Genomic DNA, 21,002 nt, shown 5'->3' on the forward strand with positions numbered 1-21,002 from the left:
GAATCCCCCGCCTTTAGGCGGGGGAGGAAGTCAAAGGTTCTCCAGGGCTCCGGTGCGGCGGACCGCCGCCAGGTACACCAGCATGATCACGACGGGCACGGTCGCGACGGCCGCCGCGAAGGGCAGGTTGTTCGCCGCGCCGATGTTGTCGTAGACGACGTTGCCGATGAGCTGCGATTTTCCGCCCACGATCTTCACTGTGATGTAGTCGCCCAGCGACAGCGAGAAGGTGAAGATCGACCCCGCGACCACGGCGGGGAAGCTGAGCGGCCACACCACGGTCCGGAACGTGCGCCAGCCCCGCGCGCCCAGGTCGCCGGCGGCGTCGAGCAGCGAGTTCGGCAGGCGCTCCAGCCCGGCGTAGATCGGCAGGATCATGTACGGCAGCCACAGGTACGAGAGCGTCGCGATGGTGGCGCCCAGCCCGTAGCCCCAGCCCAGCAGGCCCTCGGAGGAGAGCATCACCCGCCACGCGTACGCCTTGACGAGGTAGGACGCCCACAGCGGGGTGAGCACCAGGATCACCAGCCAGCGCTGGGCCCGCGGCGAGGCGAGCTTGGCCATGGCGAACGCCATCGGGAAGGCGACGACCAGGTCGATGAGCGTGACCGCGACCGCGACGCCCAGGGAGCGCAGCGCGATCGTCCGGTACACCTCACCGGTCACCAGGTCGTGGAAGTTCGCCCAGGTGAACGTCCTGACCAGGTCGCCGGTGAACGTGTCGGTCGACCAGAACGCGGTCACGAGGAGCGCGGCGAGCGCCCCCAGGTAGGCGAGCCCCAGCCACGCCAGCGGCGCCGAGAGCAGCAGCGTCAGCCGCACCCGCGCGTGGCGGTGCAGGAAGGCGGCGGCACGCGCGCGCGGGCCGGTACGGCCGACGACGGCCGAAGTAGTCATGTGTTCTTCTCCCAAAACCCTCCGCCCCGTCCCCGCGCGGCACGCCGCCGCGCGGGGACGGGAAGCCGGGGACGGTCAGCCCTTGATCTCGGTCCAGGCGCGGGTCCACTCGGAGTAGTCCTTGCACTTCACGTCCGTGCGCCCGTCCAGGCACTGGGCGATCGGCGTGGTCCAGAAGTGGACCTTGGAGAAGTACTCCTCGTCCGTGGCGTGGAACGTGTCGCAGAACGTGGAGTCCGACGTCTTCGCGCACGCCTTCGCGTTGGCCGGGGCCTCGCCGAACCACTCCGCGACCTGCGCGTTCGCCGTGGGGGAGATGATCCAGTCGAGCCACTTGTAGGCGCAGTTCGGGTGCTTGGCCTGGGCCGCGATCATCCAGGTGTCCGACCAGCCGGTCGAGCCCTCCTTGGGCAGGGTCACCTCGACCGGGGCCTTCTCCGCCTGGGCGAGGTTGGCGATCACCTGCCAGGTGGTGCCGACGGCGGTGTCGCCGCCCTTGAACGCCTGGATCTCCTTGGTGTAGTCGGACCAGTACTCGCCGATGATCTGGCGCTGCTGCTTGAGCAGGTCCACCGCGGCCTGGAACTGCGTGTCGTCCAGCGCGTACGGGTTCTTGATGCCGAGCTCCGGCTTGGCCGACATCAGGTAGAGGGCGGCGTCCGCGATGTAGATCGGCGAGTCGTACGCCGTCACCTTCCCCTTGTACGGCGAGGCCGGGTCGAACACCGCGCCCCACGAGTCGGGCGCGGGCTTGACCGTGTCGGTCCGCCACATGAGGAGGTTGGCCCCGCGGCCGTGCGGGATGCCGTAGGCGACCCCCTTGACCGAGTTCCACGGCTTGAGCTTGAGGCCGTCGAAGACGTCCTTGTAGTTGGGGATGAGGTCGGTGTTGACCGGAGCGGCCGTGCCGGAGGCGATCAGCCGCAGCGAGGCGTCGCCCGAGGCGGACACCGCGTCGTACTCGCCGGTCTTCATGAGGTTGACCATCTCGTCGGAGGTCCCGGCGACCTTCGTGTTGACCGTGCACCCGGTCGCCTTCTCGAACGGGTGGACCCAGTCGACCTTGGGGTCGTTGGAGCCGTCCTCGGCGTACCCCGCCCAGGCGACCAGGTTGACCTGGCCCTCACCGGCGCCGACGGACGTGGCGGCCTTCATCGCGGGCGGGTTGAAGCCGCCCTGCCCCGGCGCGGCACTGCCGCCGCTGCCGGTCGCGTCGCCGCCGCAGGCGGTCAGGGTGGCGAGGGCCAGCGCGGCCGTGACGGCGAGGCCGCGGGTCAGAAGCACCGGCCGGTGGGAGGTGGACCGCATGTCTCTCCTTGCGTTTCGTGGACGAGTCGTAGCGATGTGTGACGGAAGGATCGCCGGCGGGGCTCAAGGCAGCGTTGACGGGGCCCCGGAACGGCGGATTCAGGAGGTGATGGCGAACTCGTGGCGGCGTTGCCAGACGAGCCGCACCCGGCGGCCGCGCAGGCCCATCACGTCCATCGACGAGACCTCCTGGTTCTGCTGCAGCGCGATGAGCCGGGTGCCCGTGTCGAGGTCCACCACGAACCGGGTGGCCGGGCCCGCGTAGACGACCTCGGACACGGTGCCCTCGGCGCTGTGCTCGTCGGAGCCCGCCACGTCGGCGTCGTCGAGGACGACCCGCAGCTTCTCCGGGCGGACGCTGAACGTGCCCTCCTTGCCGAGCACCGCGCGCGCCGTCGTCCCCGAGATGAGGTTGGAGGTGCCGACGAAGCCGGCGACGAACGCGGTCGCGGGCCGCTCGTAGATCTCCGCCGGGGTGCCGACCTGCTCGATCGCGCCCGCGTTGAACACCGCGACCCGGTCGCTCATCGTGAGCGCCTCCTCCTGGTCGTGGGTGACGAACACGAAGGTGATGCCGACCTCGCGCTGGATGGCCTTCAGCTCGACCTGCATCTCCTCACGCAGCTTGAGGTCGAGCGCGCCGAGCGGCTCGTCGAGCAGCAGCACGCGCGGCCGGTTGACCAGGGCGCGGGCGAGGGCGACCCGCTGGCGCTGGCCTCCGGAGAGCTGCGCCGGGCGGCGCTTCTCGAAGCCGTCCAGCCGGACCGACGCCAGCGCCTCCATCGCGCGGGCGCGCCGCTCCGCCTTGGGGACCCGCTTCACCCGCAGGCCGTACTCGACGTTCTCCAGCACGCTCATGTGCGGGAACAATGCGTAGTCCTGGAAGACCGTGTTCACGTCCCGCTCGAACGGCGCGAGCCGGGTGACGTCCCGGCCGCCCAGCTCGACGGCTCCGGCGGTGGGGGACTCGAACCCGGCGATCATGCGCAGGACCGTGGTCTTCCCGGAGCCGGACGGCCCGAGCATCGCGAAGAACTCGCCGTCGGCCACGTCGAGGTCCACGCCGGCGACCGCGACGACGCTCCCGAAGCTCTTGCGGAGTCCGCGCAGGCTGACCGCGCGGCCGTCGCGGCCGGCGACCGCGGTGGTGACGGACGTCACTGCTTGCTGTGGCATGACCGGAAACATATGGGTTCATAGGTTTCCCGGTAAAGCCCCGATCCGGTATCACTGTGTTAACTATCTGGCGAATGTGATCGAAGCTGGGAAGGCGGGGCGGATCGGCATGACTGCGACGCGACACACCGGATCGGGCGGGCGAGTGACCGACTGGGCGTGGCCGTGAGCGTCGCGCGGCTGGCGATCTTCTCCCCGGTCGACAGCACCGGCCGGGTGGACCTCGTGGTCCGGCGGCTGGGTGACGCGATCGCCCTCGGCCTGCTCGCGGACGGCGAGCAGCTCCCCAGCGAGTCCGAGCTGGCAGGACGCCTCGGCGTCTCCACCGTGACCGTACGCGAGGCGCTCATGGCGTTGCGCGAGCGGGGGCTGGTGGAGACCAGGCGCGGCCGGGGCGGCGGCAGCTTCGCCCGCGCCCCTTCGGAGCCCGACGTGACCGAGCGGCTCGGCGACCTCGCCGTGGACGAGCTGCGCGACCTGGGCGACCACTACGCCGCCATCGCCGGAGCCGCGGCCCGGCTCGCGGCGCAGCGCTCGCTGCCCTCGGACGTCGCGCCGCTGTGGCGCTCGCTCGACGAGATGGCCGTGGCCGAGTCGAGCGCCGAGCTCCGCCGCCTGGACGGCCGCTTCCACATCGAGGTCGCGGCGGCCTCCCAGTCCGCGCGCCTCACCCGGGAGGAGATCCGGTTACAGGCCGACATCGGACCGTTGCTGTGGCTTTCGCGCGAGGGCCTCGCAGGGCACGATGAGACGGCGGCACAGCATCGCGCCATCGCCGAGGCGATCGGCGCGGGCGACGCCGACCGGGCGCGCGACCTCGCCGAGCGGCACGTGCTCGACGCCACGGACCACCTGATCGAGCTTCGGCTGCGGCTGCAGGAGTAAGACGATGATCACACGGTCGGACACGGTGCGATCGGACGCGCCGCCGGGCGCCCGTCCCGCCGCCCCGACGGCCACCCCGCCCGCCGGACCGACCGGACCGGCCACCGGAACGGCCGTGGCCGCCGCTCTGGCGCGGGTCCGCGACACCGCCGACGAGGTCTTCGCGGCGCTCGCCGACGTGCGCGCCGCGACCACCGGCCGGGCCCGTGCCGTACGGCGCGGCGGGCGCGGCCTGGTCAGCTCCGACCTCGCCGCGCTGCGCCCCCTCCTGTTCGGCCGGCTCGGCGCGATCATCGCCGGCATCGGGTTCATCGCCGCGCCCGGACTGCTCGCCGACGCGCCCTGGTACCTGGAGTGGTGGCAGGAGAGCCCCTCGGGCGCGCCCGTGCAGCTCCTGCGCGACCTCGACCCGTCGAGCAGCGCCTTCTACGACTACACCCACTGGGACTGGTACACCGGCCCCGCCACGGGCGCGGAGCGCACGATCTGCGGGCCGTACGTCGACTACCTGTGCACCGACGACTACAGCCTCACCCTCTCGGTGCCGGTGACGCTGGACGGCGTCTTCCTCGGCGTGGCCGCGGCCGACGTGTTCGTGCGCCGCTTCCAGGCCGCCGTGGTGCCCGCGCTCAGGGAGATCCCCGTCCCGGCGTTCCTGGTCAACGCCCAGGGCCGGGTGGTGGCCTCCAACACCGCCCGCTGGATCGCCGGTTCCGTGTACCGGGGGACCGAGGGCTTCGCGGTGCGCCGGGTGCCGGGCCTTCCGCTGTCGCTCGTCGAGGGCACCGGCCGGTAGACCGGTTCCGGCCTGCGGCAGAATTGGCGCATGTCCCTCGACCCGAAGATCGCCGCGCGGCTGAAGCGCACCCAGGACGGGCTGGTGCCCGTCGTCGTCCAGCAGCACGACACCGGCGAGGTGCTGATGCTCGCCTGGATGGACGACGAGGCGCTGCACCGCACGCTCACCACGGGTCGGGCCACGTACTGGTCCCGCAGCCGAGGGGAGTACTGGATCAAGGGTGACACCTCCGGCAACGTGCAGTGGGTGCGGTCCGTGAGCCTCGACTGCGACGGCGACACGATCCTGCTGAAGGTCGACCAGGTGGGCGCCGCCTGCCACACCGGCGACCGCACCTGCTTCGACGCCGGAGTGCTCGACGCCGTCCAGGGCCACGCGGGGGAGGACGTCGCGACGCGGGGCGGCGAGCGGTCATGACGTCGTCCCCGGGCGCGGGAGGCCCGGCGGCCGGGACCGGCGCGTCGCGCACCGACGCCCGGCCCCGCAGCGCGCGGCGCTCACTGATGGCCTGGCTGGTCTGCTGCGCGGCCGGGGCGGGCCTGGCGCTGCTGGCGGCCGGCCGCGAGTGGGCCGCCGTCGGCTACGGCGGGGCGCCGGTCCCCGTGAACGGCGGCGACGCCGTCCCCGGCCTCACGCCCCTCGTCCTGGCCGCCCTGGCCGCCGTGCTCGCCGTCTTCGCGACCAGGGGCGCGTGGCGGCGGCTGGTCGGCGTGGTGCTCGCGGGCTGCGGCGCCGCCGTCGCGGCGCTGGCGTGGCCGTCCGGGCTGCCCGCGAGGGCCGTGGAGGTCGCCGAGACCGCGCGCTCGCTCTCCGGCCAGGCGGCGCGCGTGACAGTGACGGCGTGGCCGTGGGCGGCGGTCGCCGGAGGGGCGCTGCTCGCCGCTTGCGGCGTGGCGGCCGTGTTGCTCGCCGGCGCGTGGCCGGGCATGTCGGGCAAGTATGAGCGCCGTTCCGGCGGTGGCAAGGAGACGTCGCGACGGGTCACCGGCGACCGGGCGTTGTGGGACGCGCTCGACGAGGGAGCGGACCCCACTGTCGATTCAGATGATCATTCTGAAAATGACAGGAAATAGTAAGGAAACCGCACGCGACGTGATGGTTTCCCACTTTGCGACAACGTCACGAATTGCCGACGAAGCGGACATTCACCCAAACGGAAGTCTCATGTGTCGCTAAGCTTCCGGTCCGCAACTCATGACCATATAGGAGCCGTTAAATGAGCTACGGAAACCAGCCGGGCGACACGGGGGGCTACGGGGCGCAGCCGCCCGGCGGCGGATACGGCCCGCCGCCCGGCGACGGCGGCTACCCGCCGCCCGGTGGCTACCCCCCGCCTGGCGGGTATGGCGCCATGCCGACCCCGCCGAACAACCACCTCGTGATGGCCATCATCACCACGGTCCTGTGCTGCCTTCCGCTGGGCGTGGTCTCGATCGTCTACGCCACCCAGGTCAACTCGAAGTGGGCGATGGGTGACTACCAGGGCGCCCAGGCCGCTTCCGAGTCGGCCAAGAAGTGGTGGCTGGCATCCATGATCACGGCTGCCGTCCTCTTCGTGCTGTACATCGTCCTCGTCGTCGTGCTGGGCGTGTTCAGCGCCAGCGTGAGCAACTCGTCATACTGAGGGCCATGACGGCGACAGCGCATGAGCGGCGCGGCGCGGACCGGATCCGGTCGGTGCTCGCGCCGCTCGGCGTCGCGGCGGTCACCGGCGCGGCCTTCGCGTTCGTGGGCGCCGTGGACCCCAACCAGCCCGGGCACTACCCGACGTGCCCCTTCCTCTTCCTGACCGGGCTCTACTGCCCCGGTTGCGGCACGCTGCGCGCGATGCACGCGCTCGCCCACGCCGACCCGCTCACGGCCATCGGGTTCAACCCGCTCGCGATGGCCACCGTCCCGTTCCTGCTGTTCTGGTGGGGCCGCTGGACGCTGCGCTCCTGGCAGGGGCGGCCCGCCCGTACGACCCTGGCGCGGCCCGTCTATCTGTGGGCCTTCCTCGCCCTTGTGATCGTTTATTGGGTGGTGCGAAACCTCCCATTCGGTCGCGTTCTCGCCCCCTGACGAGACCCGATGGCCGAGCGGCCTCGGGGAGGCCGATAGCATCGGCAGGGCAAGGTAGCGACGGCTAGCGACCGGAGGGACCGCTTCTCGTGAGCGAGCGTAGCGAGCGAACAGGTTTGCGCGGCAGTGTTCACTCATGCGGGCTCCGAGCCGATGGCGAGGAGGGCTCATGAGCGTTCTCGACGAGATCATCACCGGCGTCCGCGAGGACCTGGAGGCCCGGCAGCAGGCCGTGCCGATCGAGCTTCTCAAGGAGCGCGCGGGGCGCGCCCCGGAGACGAAGGACGCCTACGCGGCGCTCGGCGGCGACAAGGTCTCGGTGATCGCCGAGGTGAAGCGGTCGAGCCCGTCCAAGGGCGCGCTCGCCGCCATCGCCGACCCCGCGGCCCTCGCCGCGGACTACGAGGCCGGCGGAGCGCACGTGATCAGCGTGCTGACCGAGCGGCGCAGGTTCGGCGGCACCCTGGAGGACCTGGCCTCGGTCCGGGCCGCCGTGGACATCCCCATCCTGCGCAAGGACTTCATCGTCACCTCCTACCAGCTCTGGGAGGCCCGGGCGTACGGCGCCGACCTCGCGCTGCTCATCGTGGCCGCCCTGGAGCAGAACGCGCTGGTCTCGCTCATCGAGCGGGCCGAGTCGATCGGCCTCGCTCCGCTGGTCGAGGTGCACACCGAGGAGGAGCTCGACCGCGCCCTCGCCGCCGGAGCCAGGATCATCGGTGTCAACGCGCGCAACCTCAAGACCCTGGAAGTCGACCGGGACGTCTTCGCCAAGATCGCGCCCAAGATCCCCGACGGCGTCATCAAGATCGCCGAGTCGGGCGTGCGCGGCCCGCACGACCTGCTCGCGTACGCGCGGGCCGGGGCCGACGCGGTGCTGGTCGGCGAGAGCCTGGTCACCGGAAAGGACCCCAGGGCCGCCGTGAACGACCTGGTCACCGCCGGCGCCCACCCATCGTCTCGGCAGGAGAGGCAGTCGTGAGCCTGACAGAAGGACCCATCCTCACCGCGGCGGACCTCGCCGGCAACGGTGTCTACGGCGACGACCCGGACGGCAACGGCAAGTTCGGCGTCTTCGGCGGGCGGTTCGTGCCCGAGGCCCTGATCCCGGCGCTCGACGAGGTGGCCGCCGAGTACGAGAAGGCCAAGACCGACGAGGAGTTCCTCCGCGAGTTCGACCACCTGCTGCGCACGTACGCGGGGCGGCCGACCACGCTCACGGAGGTGCCGAGGTTCGCCGCGCACGCGGGCGGCGCCCGGATCGTGCTCAAGCGCGAGGACCTCACCCACACCGGCGCGCACAAGATCAACAACGTGCTGGGGCAGGCGCTGCTGACCCGGCGCCTGGGCAAGACCCGGGTGATCGCCGAGACCGGCGCGGGCCAGCACGGCGTGGCCACGGCCACCGCCGCCGCCCTGCTCGGCCTGGAGTGCGTCATCTACATGGGCGCCGTGGACTGCGAGCGCCAGGCGCTCAACGTCGCCCGGATGAAGCTGCTCGGCGCGACCGTCGTGCCGGTCACCAACGGCAGCCAGACGCTCAAGGACGCGATCAACGAGGCGTTCCGCGACTGGGTCACCAACGTCGACCGCACCCACTACCTCTTCGGCACGGTCGCCGGGCCGCACCCGTTCCCCGAGATCGTCCGCGACTTCGCCCGGATCATCGGTGTCGAGGCCCGCCGCCAGATCCTGGAGCTGACCGGCCGGCTGCCCGACGCGGTCTGCGCCGCGGTCGGCGGCGGTTCCAACGCCATCGGGATCTTCCACGCCTTCATCGGCGACGAGGGTGTCCGGCTGTACGGCTACGAGGCCGCCGGGCGCGGGCTGGAGAGCGGTGAGCACGCCCTCACCCTCACCGCGGGCAGCGTCGGCGTGCTGCACGGCTCCCGCACGTACGTCCTGCAGGACGAGGAGGGCCAGACGATCGAGTCCCACTCGATCTCGGCCGGCCTCGACTACCCCGGGGTGGGCCCCGAGCACGCCTGGCTGAAGGACTCCGGCCGGGCCGTCTACGAAGGCATCACCGACGCCGAGGCGATGGAGGCGTTCGCCCTGCTCGCCCGCACCGAGGGCATCATCCCGGCGATCGAGTCCTCGCACGCCCTCGCCGGCGCGCTGAAGCTCGGGCGCGAGCTGGGCCCGGAGGCCACCATCCTGGTGAACCTCTCCGGCCGCGGCGACAAGGACATGGGCACCGCGATGAAGTACTTCGACCTCTAAGCCGATCCTCCGACTGAACGGGGGAGCCGGGCCGACGACGGCGGAGCGGCGTACGGCGGCCCCATCCGGCTGAGGCGGATCAGACCCAGACGAACGGAACACCGATGACGACACTTCAGACGGTCTTCGCGAAGGCGCGCGCCGAGAACCGGGCCGCCCTCGTGGGCTACCTGCCGGCCGGTTTCCCCACCAAGGACGGGGCCGTCGCCGCCGCCACCGCCATGGTGGAGGCCGGGTGCGACGTGATCGAGATCGGCCTGCCGTACTCCGATCCGCTGATGGACGGCCCCACCATCCAGGACGCCGTCCACCGCTCCCTGACGAACGGCACCCGCATCGGCGACGTGATGCGCACGGTCGAGGGCGTCGCCAAGACCGGAGCCGCGACCCTCGTCATGACGTACTGGAACCCGATCGACCGGTACGGCCCGGCCCGCTTCGCGCGCGACCTGGCGAACGCCGGCGGCGTCGGGACGATCACCCCCGACCTCACGCCCGAGGAGTCCGGGGTCTGGCTCCAGGAGAGCAAGGACGCCGGCATCGACACGGTGTTCCTGGTCGCGCCGAGCTCGACCGAAGACCGCATCGGCAAGGTGGCCAAGATCTGCACCGGCTTCGTCTACGCCGCCTCCCTGATGGGCGTGACGGGCGCGCGCGAGTCGGTCGGCTCCGCCGCCGAGGGCCTGGTCGCCCGCACCCGGCGGCACACCTCCCTGCCCGTGTGCGTCGGGCTCGGCGTGGGCACCGGGGCGCAGGCCGCCGAGGTGGCCGCCTACGCCGACGGCGTGATCGTCGGGTCGGCGTTCATCCGGCGCCTCCTCGACGCGCCCGACGAGGCGGCCGGGCTCGCCTCGGTGCGCGAGCTCGCGGCCGAGCTCGCCGCGGGCGTCCGCCGATAGCCGTCCGGGGGCCGTCCTTTCCCTGTTAAGTGGGGGGTCGATCTCTTAACCGGCGCTTATGCCGTCCATGATGTGGTGGGCCCCAAGTAATGTGCAGATAGCACGGCCGCCACTGGGGTGACGGCCGGACATCGTGACGGCAGCGATGGCAACCCCGCGAGGAGACGATGGTGTTGACTTATGAGAAGGCCGCACCTGATCGACCGCGCACGGAGCACCCCGCGTTACCCTGGGTGACGACCGTGGCCCGGTTGGTCCTCGCGGCGGTGCTCATCGTGGCGGGCGGCCTCAAGATCGGCGCCCCGGCGCTCTCGGTGCAGGCGGTCAAGGCGTACCAGCTTCTGCCGGACTCGCTGGCCACTGCCATCGGGTACGGTCTGCCCATCGTCGAGATCGTCATCGGCGTCCTGCTGGTGGTCGGCCTGCTGACGAGGGTCGCGGCCGTCGTCTCCGGGCTGCTCATGCTGGCGTTCGTCGTGGGCATCGCCTCGGCGTGGGCGCGGGGCCTGCGCATCGACTGCGGCTGCTTCGGCGGAGGCGGTGAGCTGGGCGCGGGTGAGGACCCCAACTATCTCTGGGAGATCCTCCGTGACTTCGGCCTGGTGATCGTGGCCGCGTGGATCTTCATCCGCCCGCCGGGCCGCCTCGCGATGGACTCCGCGCTCGGCCTCACCGGGCCGCGGGAGCCGTACCAGCCGGAAGGCGACATATTCCAGGGCGAAGAGCCCGACGCATAGGGAGACATCCATGAGCAAGGCGGCGAGGGGCGCTTCGGTCCGGGCGCGTATCGCGGCGCAACGGGAGGCCGAGCGCAAGCAGGAGCAGCGCAGGCGCCTGGCCACGATCATCACCGTGGTGGTCGTCGTGTTGGCTGTGATCAGCGGCGGCTGGTGGTACGCCGCGCAGCAGAGCAAGTCCGAGACGGTCGCCGGCGGGCTCGCCCCCGTGACCGTGCAGAGCGACGGCACCGCCGTGATGGCCAAGGCCGGGGTCACCTCGCCGGTCCTGGACATCTACGAGGACCCGCAGTGCCCGGTCTGCAAGCAGCTTGAGGAGATCAGCGGCCCCACGATCAAGAACCTCGCCGCCGAGGGCAAGGTCAAGGTCGTCTACCACCCGCTCACGATCTTCTCGCAGGAGCCGACCCGGTCGAACTCCCTGCGCGCCGCGTCCGCACTGCGCTGCGTGTCCGACGGCAAGCAGTGGATCGCCTTCCACGACCGGCTCTTCAAGGAGCAGCCGCGCGAGACCGTCGAGGGCTTCAAGATCGACGACCTGGTGAAGTGGGGCCATGACGTCGGCGTCACCGCGCCCGGCTTCGACAGCTGCGTCAAGGACCAGACGCAGCAGGCGGCGCACGAGCAGTTCTCCACCAAGACCCTGCAGGACCAGAAGCTGCAGGGAACGCCGACGCTCAAGCTGAACGGCCAGCAGATCGACAACAACACGATCTTCGTGCCCAGCGCGCTGCGCCAGGAAATCATCAATGCCGGCAAGTAGGACGGGATGGGCCGCGGATCGTCGCGGCCCGTTCTCCCCAGCTTTGCGCGAGGGCCGGTCCGTCTACGGTAACGTCCATTGACATGCCCCTCGCCTCGATTCCCAGCCCGTCACAAGGGGTCTGGAACCTCGGACCGCTCCCGATCCGGGCGTACGCGCTGTGCATCGTGCTCGGCGTCATCGTCGCCGTCTGGATAGGGGAGCGGCGTTGGCGCGCCCGCGGTGGCGCGCCGGGTGCGATCACCGATCTCGCCGTCTGGGCCGTGCCGTTCGGCCTCGTCGGCGGGCGGCTGTACCACGTCATCACCGACTGGCAGCTCTACTTCGGCTCCGAAGCGCCCAACCAGCCGATCGACACCCTGTTCATCTGGAAGGGCGGCCTCGGCATCTGGGGGGCCATCGCGCTGGGCGGGCTCGGGGTGTGGATCGCCTGCCGCCGCCGGGGCATCTCGTTCTCGGCGATCGCCGACACCCTCGCCCCGGCCATCGCCGTGGCGCAGGCGATCGGCCGCTGGGGCAACTACTTCAACCAGGAGCTGTTCGGCGGGCCCACCACGCTGCCGTGGGGCCTGGAGATCGAGCCGGGCCGTCCCGGCACGGTGCCCGGCGCCGACACCTACCACCCGACCTTCCTCTACGAGTCGCTGTGGAACCTCGCCCTCGCGGGCATCCTGGTGCTCGTCGGCAGGCGCTTCGCCCTCCGGCACGGCCGGCTGTTCGCGCTCTACGTCGCGGGATACACGCTCGGCCGGTTCTGGATCGAGGGCCTGCGGGTCGATCCCGCCCACCACGTCCTCGGGCTCCGGCTGAACCAGTGGACCGCCGTGGTGATCTTCCTGCTGGCGATCGCGTACTTCTGGTTCGCGCGGAACAAGGCCGGTGAGGAGCCGCTCGGCACCGACGCCGGCGAGCCGGGCGGGGCGGACGGCGGCTCTGACGCGGCCGATTCACCCAAGGACGGCTCGGCCGGCCCCGGCGCCACCGGTGAGGCGATCGCCTCGCCGGAACAGGGAGGAAACCGGCGATGACCGGCGCAGATTCGGGGGTTCGCGCCGAGATCCACCACCAGCACCGTGACGTGAACGGCGGCTGGCTGCGCCCGGCGGTGTTCGGCGCGATGGACGGCCTCGTCTCCAACTTCGCCCTCATCGCGGGCGTCGCGGGAGGCACGGCCGACACCAAGGTCATCGCGCTCGCCGGCGTGGCCGGCCTCGCCGCCGGGGCCTTCTCCATGGCGGGCGGCGAGTACGTCTCGGTGGCCAGCCAGAGAGAGCTGGCCCAGGCGGAGATCGACGTCGAGCGTCGCGAGCTCGAACGCAATCCGGAGGCCGAGGAGGACGAGCTCGCCCAGCTGTACGTGCAGCGCGGGGTCGATCCGGAGACAGCCAAGGAGGTCGCCCACCAGATCTCCCGGAACCCGGAGAAGGCGCTGGAGGTGCACGCCCGGGCCGAGATCGGCGTCGATCCGTACGACCTGCCCTCGCCGCTGCTCGCCGCGGTCTCCTCGTTCCTGTCGTTCACCGTCGGGGCCCTGATCCCGCTCCTGCCGTACCTGCTGGGTGCGCAGGGCCTGTGGGTGTCGGCGATCGTGTCGATGGTGGCGCTGTTCGCCGCCGGCGCGGTGGTGTCCCGGGTGACCGCGCGCACCTGGTGGTTCAGCGGGCTGCGCCAGCTCCTGGTCGGCGCGGTGGCGGCGGCGCTCACGTGGGGGCTCGGGACGGCGGTCGGAGCTAGCGGTCTGTGACGAAGCGCAAGCGCCGGTCGCAGCCGCCCTCGGAGCGCTGGACCAGCGACACCCTGGCCGAGCTCGGGCTGAGCGTCCTGCAGCAGCGGCTCGTCATCGGCATCGGATCTGCGGTGGCGGCCGTCGCCTCCCTGCTGGTCCTGATCTTTGTGGTCAACATGATCGGGAGCGGTGACGTCCCGCCGGCGCAGGGATCGAGCTCCCTCGGCGGGGCGCGGCCCGGCGACTACCGCGCCTGGCCCTCGCTCAAGCAGTTCGCCCCCATCGCGAACCGCAAGGCCGACGCCGCCCCCCTCACCCTGAAAGAGCTCTTCGGGGCGCGCAGCGTGCAGGCAGGCAAGATCACCCTCAAGAGGGTCGGCGTCCACCTCGACAGCGGGTGCCGCCAGTCCGTCTGGGGCGCCGACCTGGTCCAGGAGCTGTCCGAGGCGGGCTGCACGCAGGTCGCGCGCGGGCTCTACACCAGCGCCGACGGCGCGTACATCGCCCAGTACGCCATGCTCAACCTCGCCGACGTCACGGCCGCCGACCGCCTGGTCGAGCGGCTGAAGTCGCTCTACCTGGGCGGCTGGATGCTGCCGGTCGACTCCTCCAAGGCCGGGTTCACCGGGTACAGCGAGGGGAGCGGCCACGCGATGGGCCACTACGTCGGCCTGGTCTGGATCGGCAGGGCCGACGGCGCCGACCGGACCCCGCAGGACGACTTCGTCACACTCGGCCTCGCCGTACGCGATGTGGAGCGGGCGCTCTACAAGCGCGTCGTCGCGGTCGCGGGCGTCCCCTCGATCACCGTCAAGCCGTCGCCGGGGGAGGAGACCGCCCAGCCGGCCGAGCCGGGTCCCACCGAGTCCGGGACAGGGGAGGGGGCCGGATCCCCGGCCTCGCCCTCTCCGACCCCGGCCGGGCAGTAGGCACCCTCTCGCCGCAAGGTTTGCCCTTCCCACCAGATACCGAAATATCGGCTTGAATCATGGTGCTGTAGGTTAAATGCCGGGATCAGCCGGGATATAGGGCGAGCGACGCTCAAGGAAGAGCGCAGCGAAAGGGCGCTCGCCGCACCGCGACGAAGCGGTCTCCCGGCGGGTGATGCGTCCCGCTTCCCGCCCTTCTCTCCAGCGCGGTTCGCCCAGTGAAGATTCGCGAAGCGCACCGGGTTGGGACTAATCGGGCAGGATGCGGTAACGTTTGAGGACCTATCACCGCAGCAGGGCCAACGTCGTCCCTCTGTTTCGAGCAGAAGATGACGACGGGAGGGTTTCATGCCTGCTGCCCGCCTCGGCCGTGCCGGAGGCTTCCCCGAGCCTCAGGGCCTGTACGACCCCGCGAACGAGCACGACGCCTGCGGTGTCGCCATGGTGGCGGACGTCGCCGGCCGCCGCAGCTATGACATCGTCGCGAAGGCCCTGACCGCGCTGCGCAACCTGGACCACCGAGGGGCCAGCGGCAGCGAGCCGGACACCGGCGACGGAGCCGGCATCCTCACGCAGATCCCCGACGCGTTCTTCCGCGCGGTCGTGGACTTCCCGCTGCCGCCCGAGGGCGCGTACGCCGCCGGTCTCGCGTTCCTTCCGTGCGACGAGCAGGCGCGCGGCGTCGCCGTCGGCCTGATCGAGGAGATCGCCGCGGAGGAGGGTGTGACCGTCCTCGGCTGGCGTGACGTCCCCGTCGACGCCGCGCTCCCCGGAGCCAGCGCCCGCGCGGTCATGCCGCACTTCGCGCAGCTCTTCGTCACCTCGCCGACCGGCGAGACCGGCATCGCCCTCGACCGGCTGGCCTTCGCCTTCCGCAAGCGGGCCGAGCACGAGGTCGACGTCTACTTCGCCTCGCTGTCCAGCCGCACGGTGGTCTACAAGGGGATGCTGACCTCGCTGCAGGTCGAGCCGTTCTTCCCCGACCTCTCGGACCAGCGGTACGCGACCGCGATCGCCCTGGTCCACTCGCGGTTTTCCACGAACACGTTCCCCTCGTGGCCGCTCGCCCACCCCTACCGGTACATCGCGCACAACGGCGAGATCAACACCGTCAAGGGCAACCGGAACTGGATGCGCGCCCGCGAGGCGATGCTGGCCGGCGGCCTGATCCCGGGAGACATGGAGCGACTGTTCCCGATCTGCGACCCGGACGGCTCCGACACCGCGTCCTTCGACGAGACGCTCGAACTGCTCCACCTGGGCGGCCGGTCGCTCCCGCACGCCGTGCTCATGATGATCCCGGAGGCGTGGGAGAACCACACCGAGATGGACCCCGCCCGGCGGGCGTTCTACGAGTTCCACTCCACCCTGATGGAGGCGTGGGACGGACCGGCGTCGATCACCTTCTCCGACGGCACGCTCGTCGGCGCGGTGCTCGACCGCAACGGCCTGCGTCCCGGCCGCTTCTGGGTCACCGACGACGGGCTGGTGGTGCTGGCCTCCGAGGCCGGCGTCCTGGCCGACATCCCGCAGGAGAAGGTCGTCCGCAAGGGCCGCCTCCAGCCCGGCCGGATGTTCCTCGTCGACACCTCGCGCGGCAAGATCATCGAGGATGACGAGATCAAGGCCGAGCTCGCCGCGGCCGAGCCGTACGCCGACTGGCTGCACGCGGGTCTGGTCCGCTTCGAGGAGCTGCCCGCGCGCGAGCACGAGCACCCGACGCACGAGGCGCTGGTCAAGCGGCAGCAGACCTTCGGCTACACCGAGGAGGAGCTGCGGGTCATCCTCACGCCGATGGCGCGCCACGGCTACGAGCCGATCGGGTCGATGGGCACCGACACGCCCGTCGCCGTGCTGAGCGAGAAGCCGCGGCTGCTCTTCGACTACTTCAGCCAGCTCTTCGCCCAGGTCACCAACCCGCCGCTGGACGCGATCCGCGAGGAGCTCGTCACCTCGCTGCAGTCGACCATCGGTCCCGAGGGCAACCTGCTCGACCCGGGCCCGGCCTCCTGCCGCCGGCTCGTGCTGCCGTATCCGGTGATCGACAACGACGAGCTCGCCAAGATCGTCCACATCAACGACGAGGGCGCGCTGCCGGGCTTCCAGCCGTACGTCGTCTCGGGCCTGTTCCACGTGGGCGGCGGCGGCGACGCGCTGCGGCGGCGGCTGCGGGAGATCCGTGAGGAGGTCTCGCGAGCGATCGAGGACGGCGCGCGGATCATCGTGCTGTCCGACCGCGGCTCCTCCCGCGAGAAGGCGCCGATCCCGGCGCTGCTGCTCACCGGCGCGGTGCACCACCACCTCATCCGGGAGAAGACGCGCACCCGCGTCGGCCTGGTCATCGAGACCGGCGAGGCCCGCGAGTGCCACCACATGGCCCTGCTCATCGGGTACGGCGCGAGCGCGGTCAACCCCTACCTCGCGCTCGAGACCGTCGAGGACATGGTCGAGGCCGGGCGGCTGCCCGGCGTCGAGCCGCGCGCGGCCGCACGCAACCTGATCAAGGCGTACGGCAAGGGCGTCCTGAAGGTCATGTCCAAGATGGGCGTGTCCACGGTCGCCTCGTACACCGGCGCGCAGATCTTCGAGGCGCTCGGCCTGGGTGCCGAGGTCATCGACGAGTGCTTCACCGGGACCACGTCGCGGCTCGGCGGTGTCGGCTTCGACGTCCTGGCCCGCGAGGCGTTCGAGCGGCACCAGCGGGCCTACCCGCGGGCGGAGAACGCGCACCGGCGTCTGGAGGTCGGCGGCGAGTACCAGTGGCGCCGCGAGGGCGAGCCGCACCTGTTCAACCCGACGACGGTCTTCAAGCTGCAGCACGCCACCCGCAGCCGGCGGTACGAGATCTTCAAGGAGTACACCTCCCTGGTCGACGGCCAGGCCGAGCGGCTGATGACCCTGCGCGGCCTGTTCCGGCTGCGCAAGGGCACCCCCGTGCCGATCGAGGAGGTGGAGCCGGTCGAGTCGATCGTCCGGCGGTTCTCCACCGGCGCCATGTCGTACGGCTCGATCTCCATGGAGGCGCACGAGACCCTCGCCATCGCCATGAACCGGCTGGGCGGCAAGTCCAACACCGGTGAGGGCGGCGAGGACCCGGAGCGGCTGTACGACCTGCCCCGGCGCAGCGCGATCAAGCAGGTGGCCTCCGGCCGCTTCGGCGTGACCAGCGAGTACCTGGTGAACGCCGACGACCTGCAGATCAAGATGGCCCAGGGCGCCAAGCCCGGCGAGGGCGGCCAGCTCCCGGGGCACAAGGTGTACCCGTGGATCGCCAAGACCCGGCACTCCACGCCCGGCGTCGGCCTCATCTCGCCGCCGCCGCACCACGACATCTACTCGATCGAGGACCTGGCCCAGCTCATCCACGACCTCAAGAACGCCAACCCGCGGGCCCGCGTGCACGTGAAGCTGGTGTCCGAGGTCGGCGTCGGCACCGTGGCCGCGGGTGTGTCCAAGGCGCACGCCGACGTCGTGCTGATCTCCGGCCACGACGGCGGCACCGGCGCCTCGCCGCTGACCTCGCTCAAGCACGCCGGAACGCCCTGGGAGCTCGGCCTGGCCGAGACCCAGCAGACGCTGCTGCTCAACGGCCTGCGCGACCGGATCGTCGTCCAGGCGGACGGCCAGCTCAAGACCGGCCGCGACGTGGTCGTGGCGGCGCTGCTCGGGGCCGAGGAGTTCGGCTTCGCCACCGCGCCGCTGGTCGTCTCCGGCTGCGTCATGATGCGGGTCTGCCACCTGGACACCTGCCCGGTCGGCGTGGCCACGCAGAACCCGGAGCTGCGCAAGCGGTTCAGCGGCAAGCCCGAGTTCGTGGTGAACTTCTTCGAGTTCATCGCGCAGGAGGTCCGCGAGTACCTCGCCGAGCTCGGCTTCCGCTCGCTCGACGAGGCCGTCGGCCACGCCGAGATGCTGGACTTCACCGCGGCCGTCGACCACTGGAAGGCTGCGGGGCTGGACCTGTCGCCGATCCTGCACCAGCCGGCGCTGCCCGCGGGCACCCCGCTGCGCAAGGTCGTCGAGCAGGACCACGGCCTCGACCGCGCCCTGGACAACACGCTCATCCAGCTCGCCGAGGGCGCGCTCGAGTACGGCGACCGGGTCACGCTCGAACTGCCCATCCGCAACGTCAACCGTACGGTCGGCACGATGCTCGGCCACGAGGTGACCCGCAGGTACGGCGGGGCCGGGCTGCCGGACGACACCATCGACGTGACCTTCACCGGGTCGGCGGGCAACTCGTTCGGCGCGTTCGTGCCGCGCGGCGTCACGCTGCGGCTCGTCGGCGACGCGAACGACTACGTCGGCAAGGGCCTGTCCGGCGGCCGCCTGGTCGTCCGCCCGCACGCGGACGCCTCGTTCGCGGCCGAGACGCAGGTCGTCGCCGGCAACGTCGGCCTGTACGGGGCCACCTCCGGCGAGGTGTTCGTCCGGGGCGTCGTGGGCGAGCGGTTCTGCGTGCGCAACTCCGGCGCGACCGCCGTCGTCGAGGGCGTCGGCGACCACGGCTGCGAGTACATGACCGGCGGCCGGGCCGTCGTCCTCGGGCCGACCGGGCGCAACTTCGCGGCCGGCATGTCCGGCGGCGTCGCGTACGTGCTGGATCTGAACACCGACCGGATCAACCGGGAGATGGTGGAGATCGAGTCGCTGACGGACGAGGACGCCGCGTTCCTGCGGGCGATCGTGGAGCGGCACCTGGCCGAGACCGGCTCGGCCGTCGCCAAGGCGCTGCTGGCCGACTGGGACGCCGCACTGGCGCGGTTCGGCAAGGTCATGCCGACCGACTACAAGCGGGTGCTCCAGGCGGCGGAGGTCGCCCGGCTCGAAGGCCGCGACATCGACGAGGCCGTCATGGCCGCGGCGCAGGGGTGAGGCCGATGACCGACGTCCGCTTCACCGTTCACCGCTCGACCGACGCACACCGATAAGGGGGGTACACCGATGGCTGACCCGAAGGGTTTCCTCACGCACGACCGCGAGCTGCCGGCGCGCCGCCCGGTCGACGTGCGCATCCGCGACTGGCGGGAGGTCTACGAGGACTTCCCGAAGCCCGCGCTGACCAGGCAGGCCGCCCGTTGCATGGACTGCGGCATCCCGTTCTGCCACAACGGCTGCCCGCTCGGGAACCTCATCCCCGAGTGGAACGACCTGGTGTACCGGGACGACTGGCGCGAGGCGGTCGAGCGGCTGCACGCGACCAACAACTTCCCGGAGTTCACCGGACGCCTGTGCCCGGCTCCCTGTGAGGCGGCCTGCGTCCTCGGCATCAACGCCGACCCGGTCTCGATCAAGCGGGTCGAGGTCGAGATCATCGACCGCGCCTTCGCCGAGGGCTGGGTCCGGCCGCAGCCGCCGGAGCGCAAGACCGGCAAGCGCGTCGCCGTGGTCGGCTCCGGCCCGGCCGGGCTGGCCGCCGCCCAGCAGCTCACCCGCGCCGGGCACGACGTGGTCGTGTTCGAGCGCGCGGACCGGATCGGCGGTCTGCTCCGGTACGGCATCCCCGAGTTCAAGATGGAGAAGCGCCACCTCGACCGCCGCCTGGCGCAGATGGAGGCCGAGGGCACCGAGTTCCGCACCGGCGTCAACGTCGGCGTGGACGTCCCGGTCGCCCGCCTGCGCGAGGAGTTCGACGCGATCGTGCTCGCCGGCGGGGCCACCGCCTGGCGCGACCTGCCGGTGCCGGGGCGCGAGCTCAAGGGCGTCTACCAGGCGATGGAGTACCTCCCGCCCGCCAACCGGGACCTCGCCGCGTCGCCGATCTCGGCGGAGGGCAAGCACGTGGTCGTGATCGGCGGCGGCGACACCGGCGCCGACTGCGTCGGCACGGCGATCCGCCAGGGGGCCGCGTCGGTGACCCAGCTGGAGATCATGCCGCGGCCGCCGGCGGCCAGGCCCGGATCCCAGCCGTGGCCGACGTACCCGATGCTGTTCAAGATGGAGAGCGCGCACGAGGAGCTGGAGGCGGGCGGCGGCGCCCGCGTCTACGCCGCCTCCACCACCGAGTTCCTTGCGGACGAGGACGGCAACGTCCGGGCGCTGCGCCTGGTCGACGTCGAGGGGCCCGCGGCCGGGTTCCGGCCGATCCCGGGCAGTGAGCGGGAGGTCCCCGCCGAACTGGTCACCCTCGCGATGGGCTTCCTCGGCCCGGAGCGGGGCCCGCTGCTCACCGACCTCGCGTCGCTCGCCTCGCGCGACTTCTTCGACGCCCGGGGCAACGTGGCCCGCGGCGCGTCGTACGAGACCGCCGTGGAGGGCGTCTTCGCGGCCGGCGACATGGGGCGCGGCCAGTCGCTGATCGTGTGGGCGATCGCGGAGGGCCGTTCGGCCGCCGCTGCGGTGGACGAGTACCTCTCGGGCCGGACCGCCCTGCCGGTCGCGGTCCCGCCGACGGCGCGTCCGCTGGTCTGACACTCGCGCGAAAAGACGTGACCACGCGGCCGCCGGCCGCGTGGTCACGTCTATTGTTGTGGGCCGGAGCCGCCTGAGCACGCCCCCCAGGCGAAAATCCGACAAAACGGGAATACCTCGCATATGGTCGGTGGCGTGCTCGCGCTGTCAGGCTCCTCCCGGGACGGGCGGGCCGGAACGAGGAGGGG

General features: G+C 71.5%; 19 protein-coding genes. 16 read left to right on the plus strand and 3 right to left on the minus strand.

The genetic code is table 11. From position 1 onward, the window contains the following. Positions 1–30 precede the first annotated feature (30 nt). From AWQ68_RS30150 to AWQ68_RS30160, 3 genes are all read right to left on the minus strand, one after another. On the minus strand, positions 31–897 hold the full coding sequence (locus AWQ68_RS30150; protein WP_066946762.1) for an ABC transporter permease: 867 nt from the start codon (positions 895–897) through the stop codon (positions 31–33). Positions 898–972: 75 nt separating this feature from the next. After that, complete coding sequence (locus tag AWQ68_RS30155; protein WP_157545927.1) at positions 973–2,205, minus strand: ABC transporter substrate-binding protein; 1,233 nt, start codon at positions 2,203–2,205, stop codon at positions 973–975. Positions 2,206–2,304: 99 nt separating this feature from the next. Continuing rightward, positions 2,305–3,381: an ABC transporter ATP-binding protein gene (locus AWQ68_RS30160; RefSeq protein ID WP_066946976.1), complete on the minus strand. Its 1,077-nt coding sequence runs from the start codon at positions 3,379–3,381 to the stop codon at positions 2,305–2,307. A gap of 159 nt (positions 3,382–3,540) precedes the next feature. Between AWQ68_RS30160 and AWQ68_RS30165 the strand changes: the two genes are divergently transcribed. From AWQ68_RS30165 to AWQ68_RS30240, 16 genes are all read left to right on the plus strand, one after another. Then, entirely contained in the window at positions 3,541–4,266 is a 726-nt protein-coding gene (locus AWQ68_RS30165; protein ID WP_218007101.1) for a FadR/GntR family transcriptional regulator, read from the plus strand. A 4-nt stretch (positions 4,267–4,270) separates the two neighbouring features. Continuing rightward, positions 4,271–5,062, plus strand: coding sequence for a cache domain-containing protein (locus tag AWQ68_RS30170; RefSeq protein WP_218007102.1), 792 nt, complete (start codon positions 4,271–4,273; stop codon positions 5,060–5,062). 30 nt (positions 5,063–5,092) lie between these two features. Next, positions 5,093–5,482 (plus strand): phosphoribosyl-AMP cyclohydrolase, encoded by a 390-nt coding sequence (gene hisI / locus AWQ68_RS30175; RefSeq protein WP_066946767.1) that lies wholly within the window; start codon positions 5,093–5,095, stop codon positions 5,480–5,482. After that, positions 5,479–6,138, plus strand: coding sequence for a Trp biosynthesis-associated membrane protein (locus AWQ68_RS30180; RefSeq protein WP_084464564.1), 660 nt, complete (start codon positions 5,479–5,481; stop codon positions 6,136–6,138). The genes hisI and AWQ68_RS30180 overlap by 4 nt, the downstream gene beginning before the upstream one ends. A gap of 143 nt (positions 6,139–6,281) precedes the next feature. Continuing rightward, positions 6,282–6,689 carry a CD225/dispanin family protein gene (locus AWQ68_RS30185; protein WP_066946770.1) on the plus strand — a complete coding sequence of 136 codons (408 nt, stop codon included), beginning with the start codon at positions 6,282–6,284 and terminating at the stop codon, positions 6,687–6,689. A 5-nt stretch (positions 6,690–6,694) separates the two neighbouring features. Then, positions 6,695–7,126: a DUF2752 domain-containing protein gene (locus tag AWQ68_RS30190; RefSeq protein ID WP_084464565.1), complete on the plus strand. Its 432-nt coding sequence runs from the start codon at positions 6,695–6,697 to the stop codon at positions 7,124–7,126. 169 nt (positions 7,127–7,295) lie between these two features. Beyond that, positions 7,296–8,108, plus strand: coding sequence for an indole-3-glycerol phosphate synthase TrpC (trpC, locus tag AWQ68_RS30195; protein WP_066946772.1), 813 nt, complete (start codon positions 7,296–7,298; stop codon positions 8,106–8,108). A 17-nt stretch (positions 8,109–8,125) separates the two neighbouring features. After that, on the plus strand, positions 8,126–9,349 hold the full coding sequence (trpB, locus tag AWQ68_RS30200) for a tryptophan synthase subunit beta (protein ID WP_066946984.1): 1,224 nt from the start codon (positions 8,126–8,128) through the stop codon (positions 9,347–9,349). Positions 9,350–9,453: 104 nt separating this feature from the next. Beyond that, on the plus strand, positions 9,454–10,248 hold the full coding sequence (gene trpA, locus AWQ68_RS30205; protein WP_066946775.1) for a tryptophan synthase subunit alpha: 795 nt from the start codon (positions 9,454–9,456) through the stop codon (positions 10,246–10,248). 167 nt (positions 10,249–10,415) lie between these two features. Further along, on the plus strand, positions 10,416–10,985 hold the full coding sequence (locus AWQ68_RS30210) for a DoxX family protein (RefSeq protein ID WP_084464566.1): 570 nt from the start codon (positions 10,416–10,418) through the stop codon (positions 10,983–10,985). Positions 10,986–10,995: 10 nt separating this feature from the next. Continuing rightward, complete coding sequence (locus tag AWQ68_RS30215; RefSeq protein WP_066946777.1) at positions 10,996–11,748, plus strand: DsbA family protein; 753 nt, start codon at positions 10,996–10,998, stop codon at positions 11,746–11,748. Positions 11,749–11,831: 83 nt separating this feature from the next. After that, positions 11,832–12,776 carry a prolipoprotein diacylglyceryl transferase gene (gene lgt / locus AWQ68_RS30220; protein WP_066946780.1) on the plus strand — a complete coding sequence of 315 codons (945 nt, stop codon included), beginning with the start codon at positions 11,832–11,834 and terminating at the stop codon, positions 12,774–12,776. Further along, the gene (locus tag AWQ68_RS30225; RefSeq protein WP_066946782.1) at positions 12,773–13,492 is read left to right on the plus strand and encodes a VIT1/CCC1 transporter family protein; all 720 of its coding nucleotides are present in this window, start codon (positions 12,773–12,775) and stop codon (positions 13,490–13,492) included. Before lgt ends, AWQ68_RS30225 begins: the two co-directional genes overlap by 4 nt. Beyond that, positions 13,489–14,403, plus strand: coding sequence for a hypothetical protein (locus tag AWQ68_RS30230; protein ID WP_066946785.1), 915 nt, complete (start codon positions 13,489–13,491; stop codon positions 14,401–14,403). Before AWQ68_RS30225 ends, AWQ68_RS30230 begins: the two co-directional genes overlap by 4 nt. A 348-nt stretch (positions 14,404–14,751) precedes the next feature. Further along, complete coding sequence (gene gltB, locus AWQ68_RS30235) at positions 14,752–19,278, plus strand: glutamate synthase large subunit (protein WP_084464567.1); 4,527 nt, start codon at positions 14,752–14,754, stop codon at positions 19,276–19,278. 69 nt (positions 19,279–19,347) lie between these two features. Next, positions 19,348–20,814: a glutamate synthase subunit beta gene (locus AWQ68_RS30240; RefSeq protein WP_066946787.1), complete on the plus strand. Its 1,467-nt coding sequence runs from the start codon at positions 19,348–19,350 to the stop codon at positions 20,812–20,814. Positions 20,815–21,002 lie beyond the last annotated feature (188 nt).

This window comes from Microtetraspora fusca (genome assembly GCF_001570365.1).
GTDB classification, from domain to species: Bacteria; Actinomycetota; Actinomycetes; order Streptosporangiales; family Streptosporangiaceae; genus Microtetraspora; species Microtetraspora fusca.

Bases quoted from the DNA above. Each gene is read 5' to 3' on its own strand.
- AWQ68_RS30185 (WP_066946770.1), top strand. From the start codon at position 6,282: ATGAGCTACGGAAACCAGCCGGGCGACACGGGGGGCTACGGGGCGCAG.
- AWQ68_RS30240 (WP_066946787.1), top strand. From the start codon at position 19,348: ATGGCTGACCCGAAGGGTTTCCTCACGCACGACCGCGAGCTGCCGGCG.
- lgt (WP_066946780.1), top strand. From the start codon at position 11,832: ATGCCCCTCGCCTCGATTCCCAGCCCGTCACAAGGGGTCTGGAACCTC.
- AWQ68_RS30155 (WP_157545927.1), bottom strand. From the start codon at position 2,205: ATGCGGTCCACCTCCCACCGGCCGGTGCTTCTGACCCGCGGCCTCGCC.
- hisI (WP_066946767.1), top strand. From the start codon at position 5,093: ATGTCCCTCGACCCGAAGATCGCCGCGCGGCTGAAGCGCACCCAGGAC.
- AWQ68_RS30160 (WP_066946976.1), bottom strand. From the start codon at position 3,381: ATGCCACAGCAAGCAGTGACGTCCGTCACCACCGCGGTCGCCGGCCGC.
- AWQ68_RS30180 (WP_084464564.1), top strand. From the start codon at position 5,479: ATGACGTCGTCCCCGGGCGCGGGAGGCCCGGCGGCCGGGACCGGCGCG.
- trpC (WP_066946772.1), top strand. From the start codon at position 7,296: ATGAGCGTTCTCGACGAGATCATCACCGGCGTCCGCGAGGACCTGGAG.
- gltB (WP_084464567.1), top strand. From the start codon at position 14,752: ATGCCTGCTGCCCGCCTCGGCCGTGCCGGAGGCTTCCCCGAGCCTCAG.
- trpA (WP_066946775.1), top strand. From the start codon at position 9,454: ATGACGACACTTCAGACGGTCTTCGCGAAGGCGCGCGCCGAGAACCGG.
- AWQ68_RS30190 (WP_084464565.1), top strand. From the start codon at position 6,695: ATGACGGCGACAGCGCATGAGCGGCGCGGCGCGGACCGGATCCGGTCG.
- AWQ68_RS30215 (WP_066946777.1), top strand. From the start codon at position 10,996: ATGAGCAAGGCGGCGAGGGGCGCTTCGGTCCGGGCGCGTATCGCGGCG.
- AWQ68_RS30225 (WP_066946782.1), top strand. From the start codon at position 12,773: ATGACCGGCGCAGATTCGGGGGTTCGCGCCGAGATCCACCACCAGCAC.
- AWQ68_RS30170 (WP_218007102.1), top strand. From the start codon at position 4,271: ATGATCACACGGTCGGACACGGTGCGATCGGACGCGCCGCCGGGCGCC.
- AWQ68_RS30210 (WP_084464566.1), top strand. From the start codon at position 10,416: ATGGTGTTGACTTATGAGAAGGCCGCACCTGATCGACCGCGCACGGAG.
- AWQ68_RS30150 (WP_066946762.1), bottom strand. From the start codon at position 897: ATGACTACTTCGGCCGTCGTCGGCCGTACCGGCCCGCGCGCGCGTGCC.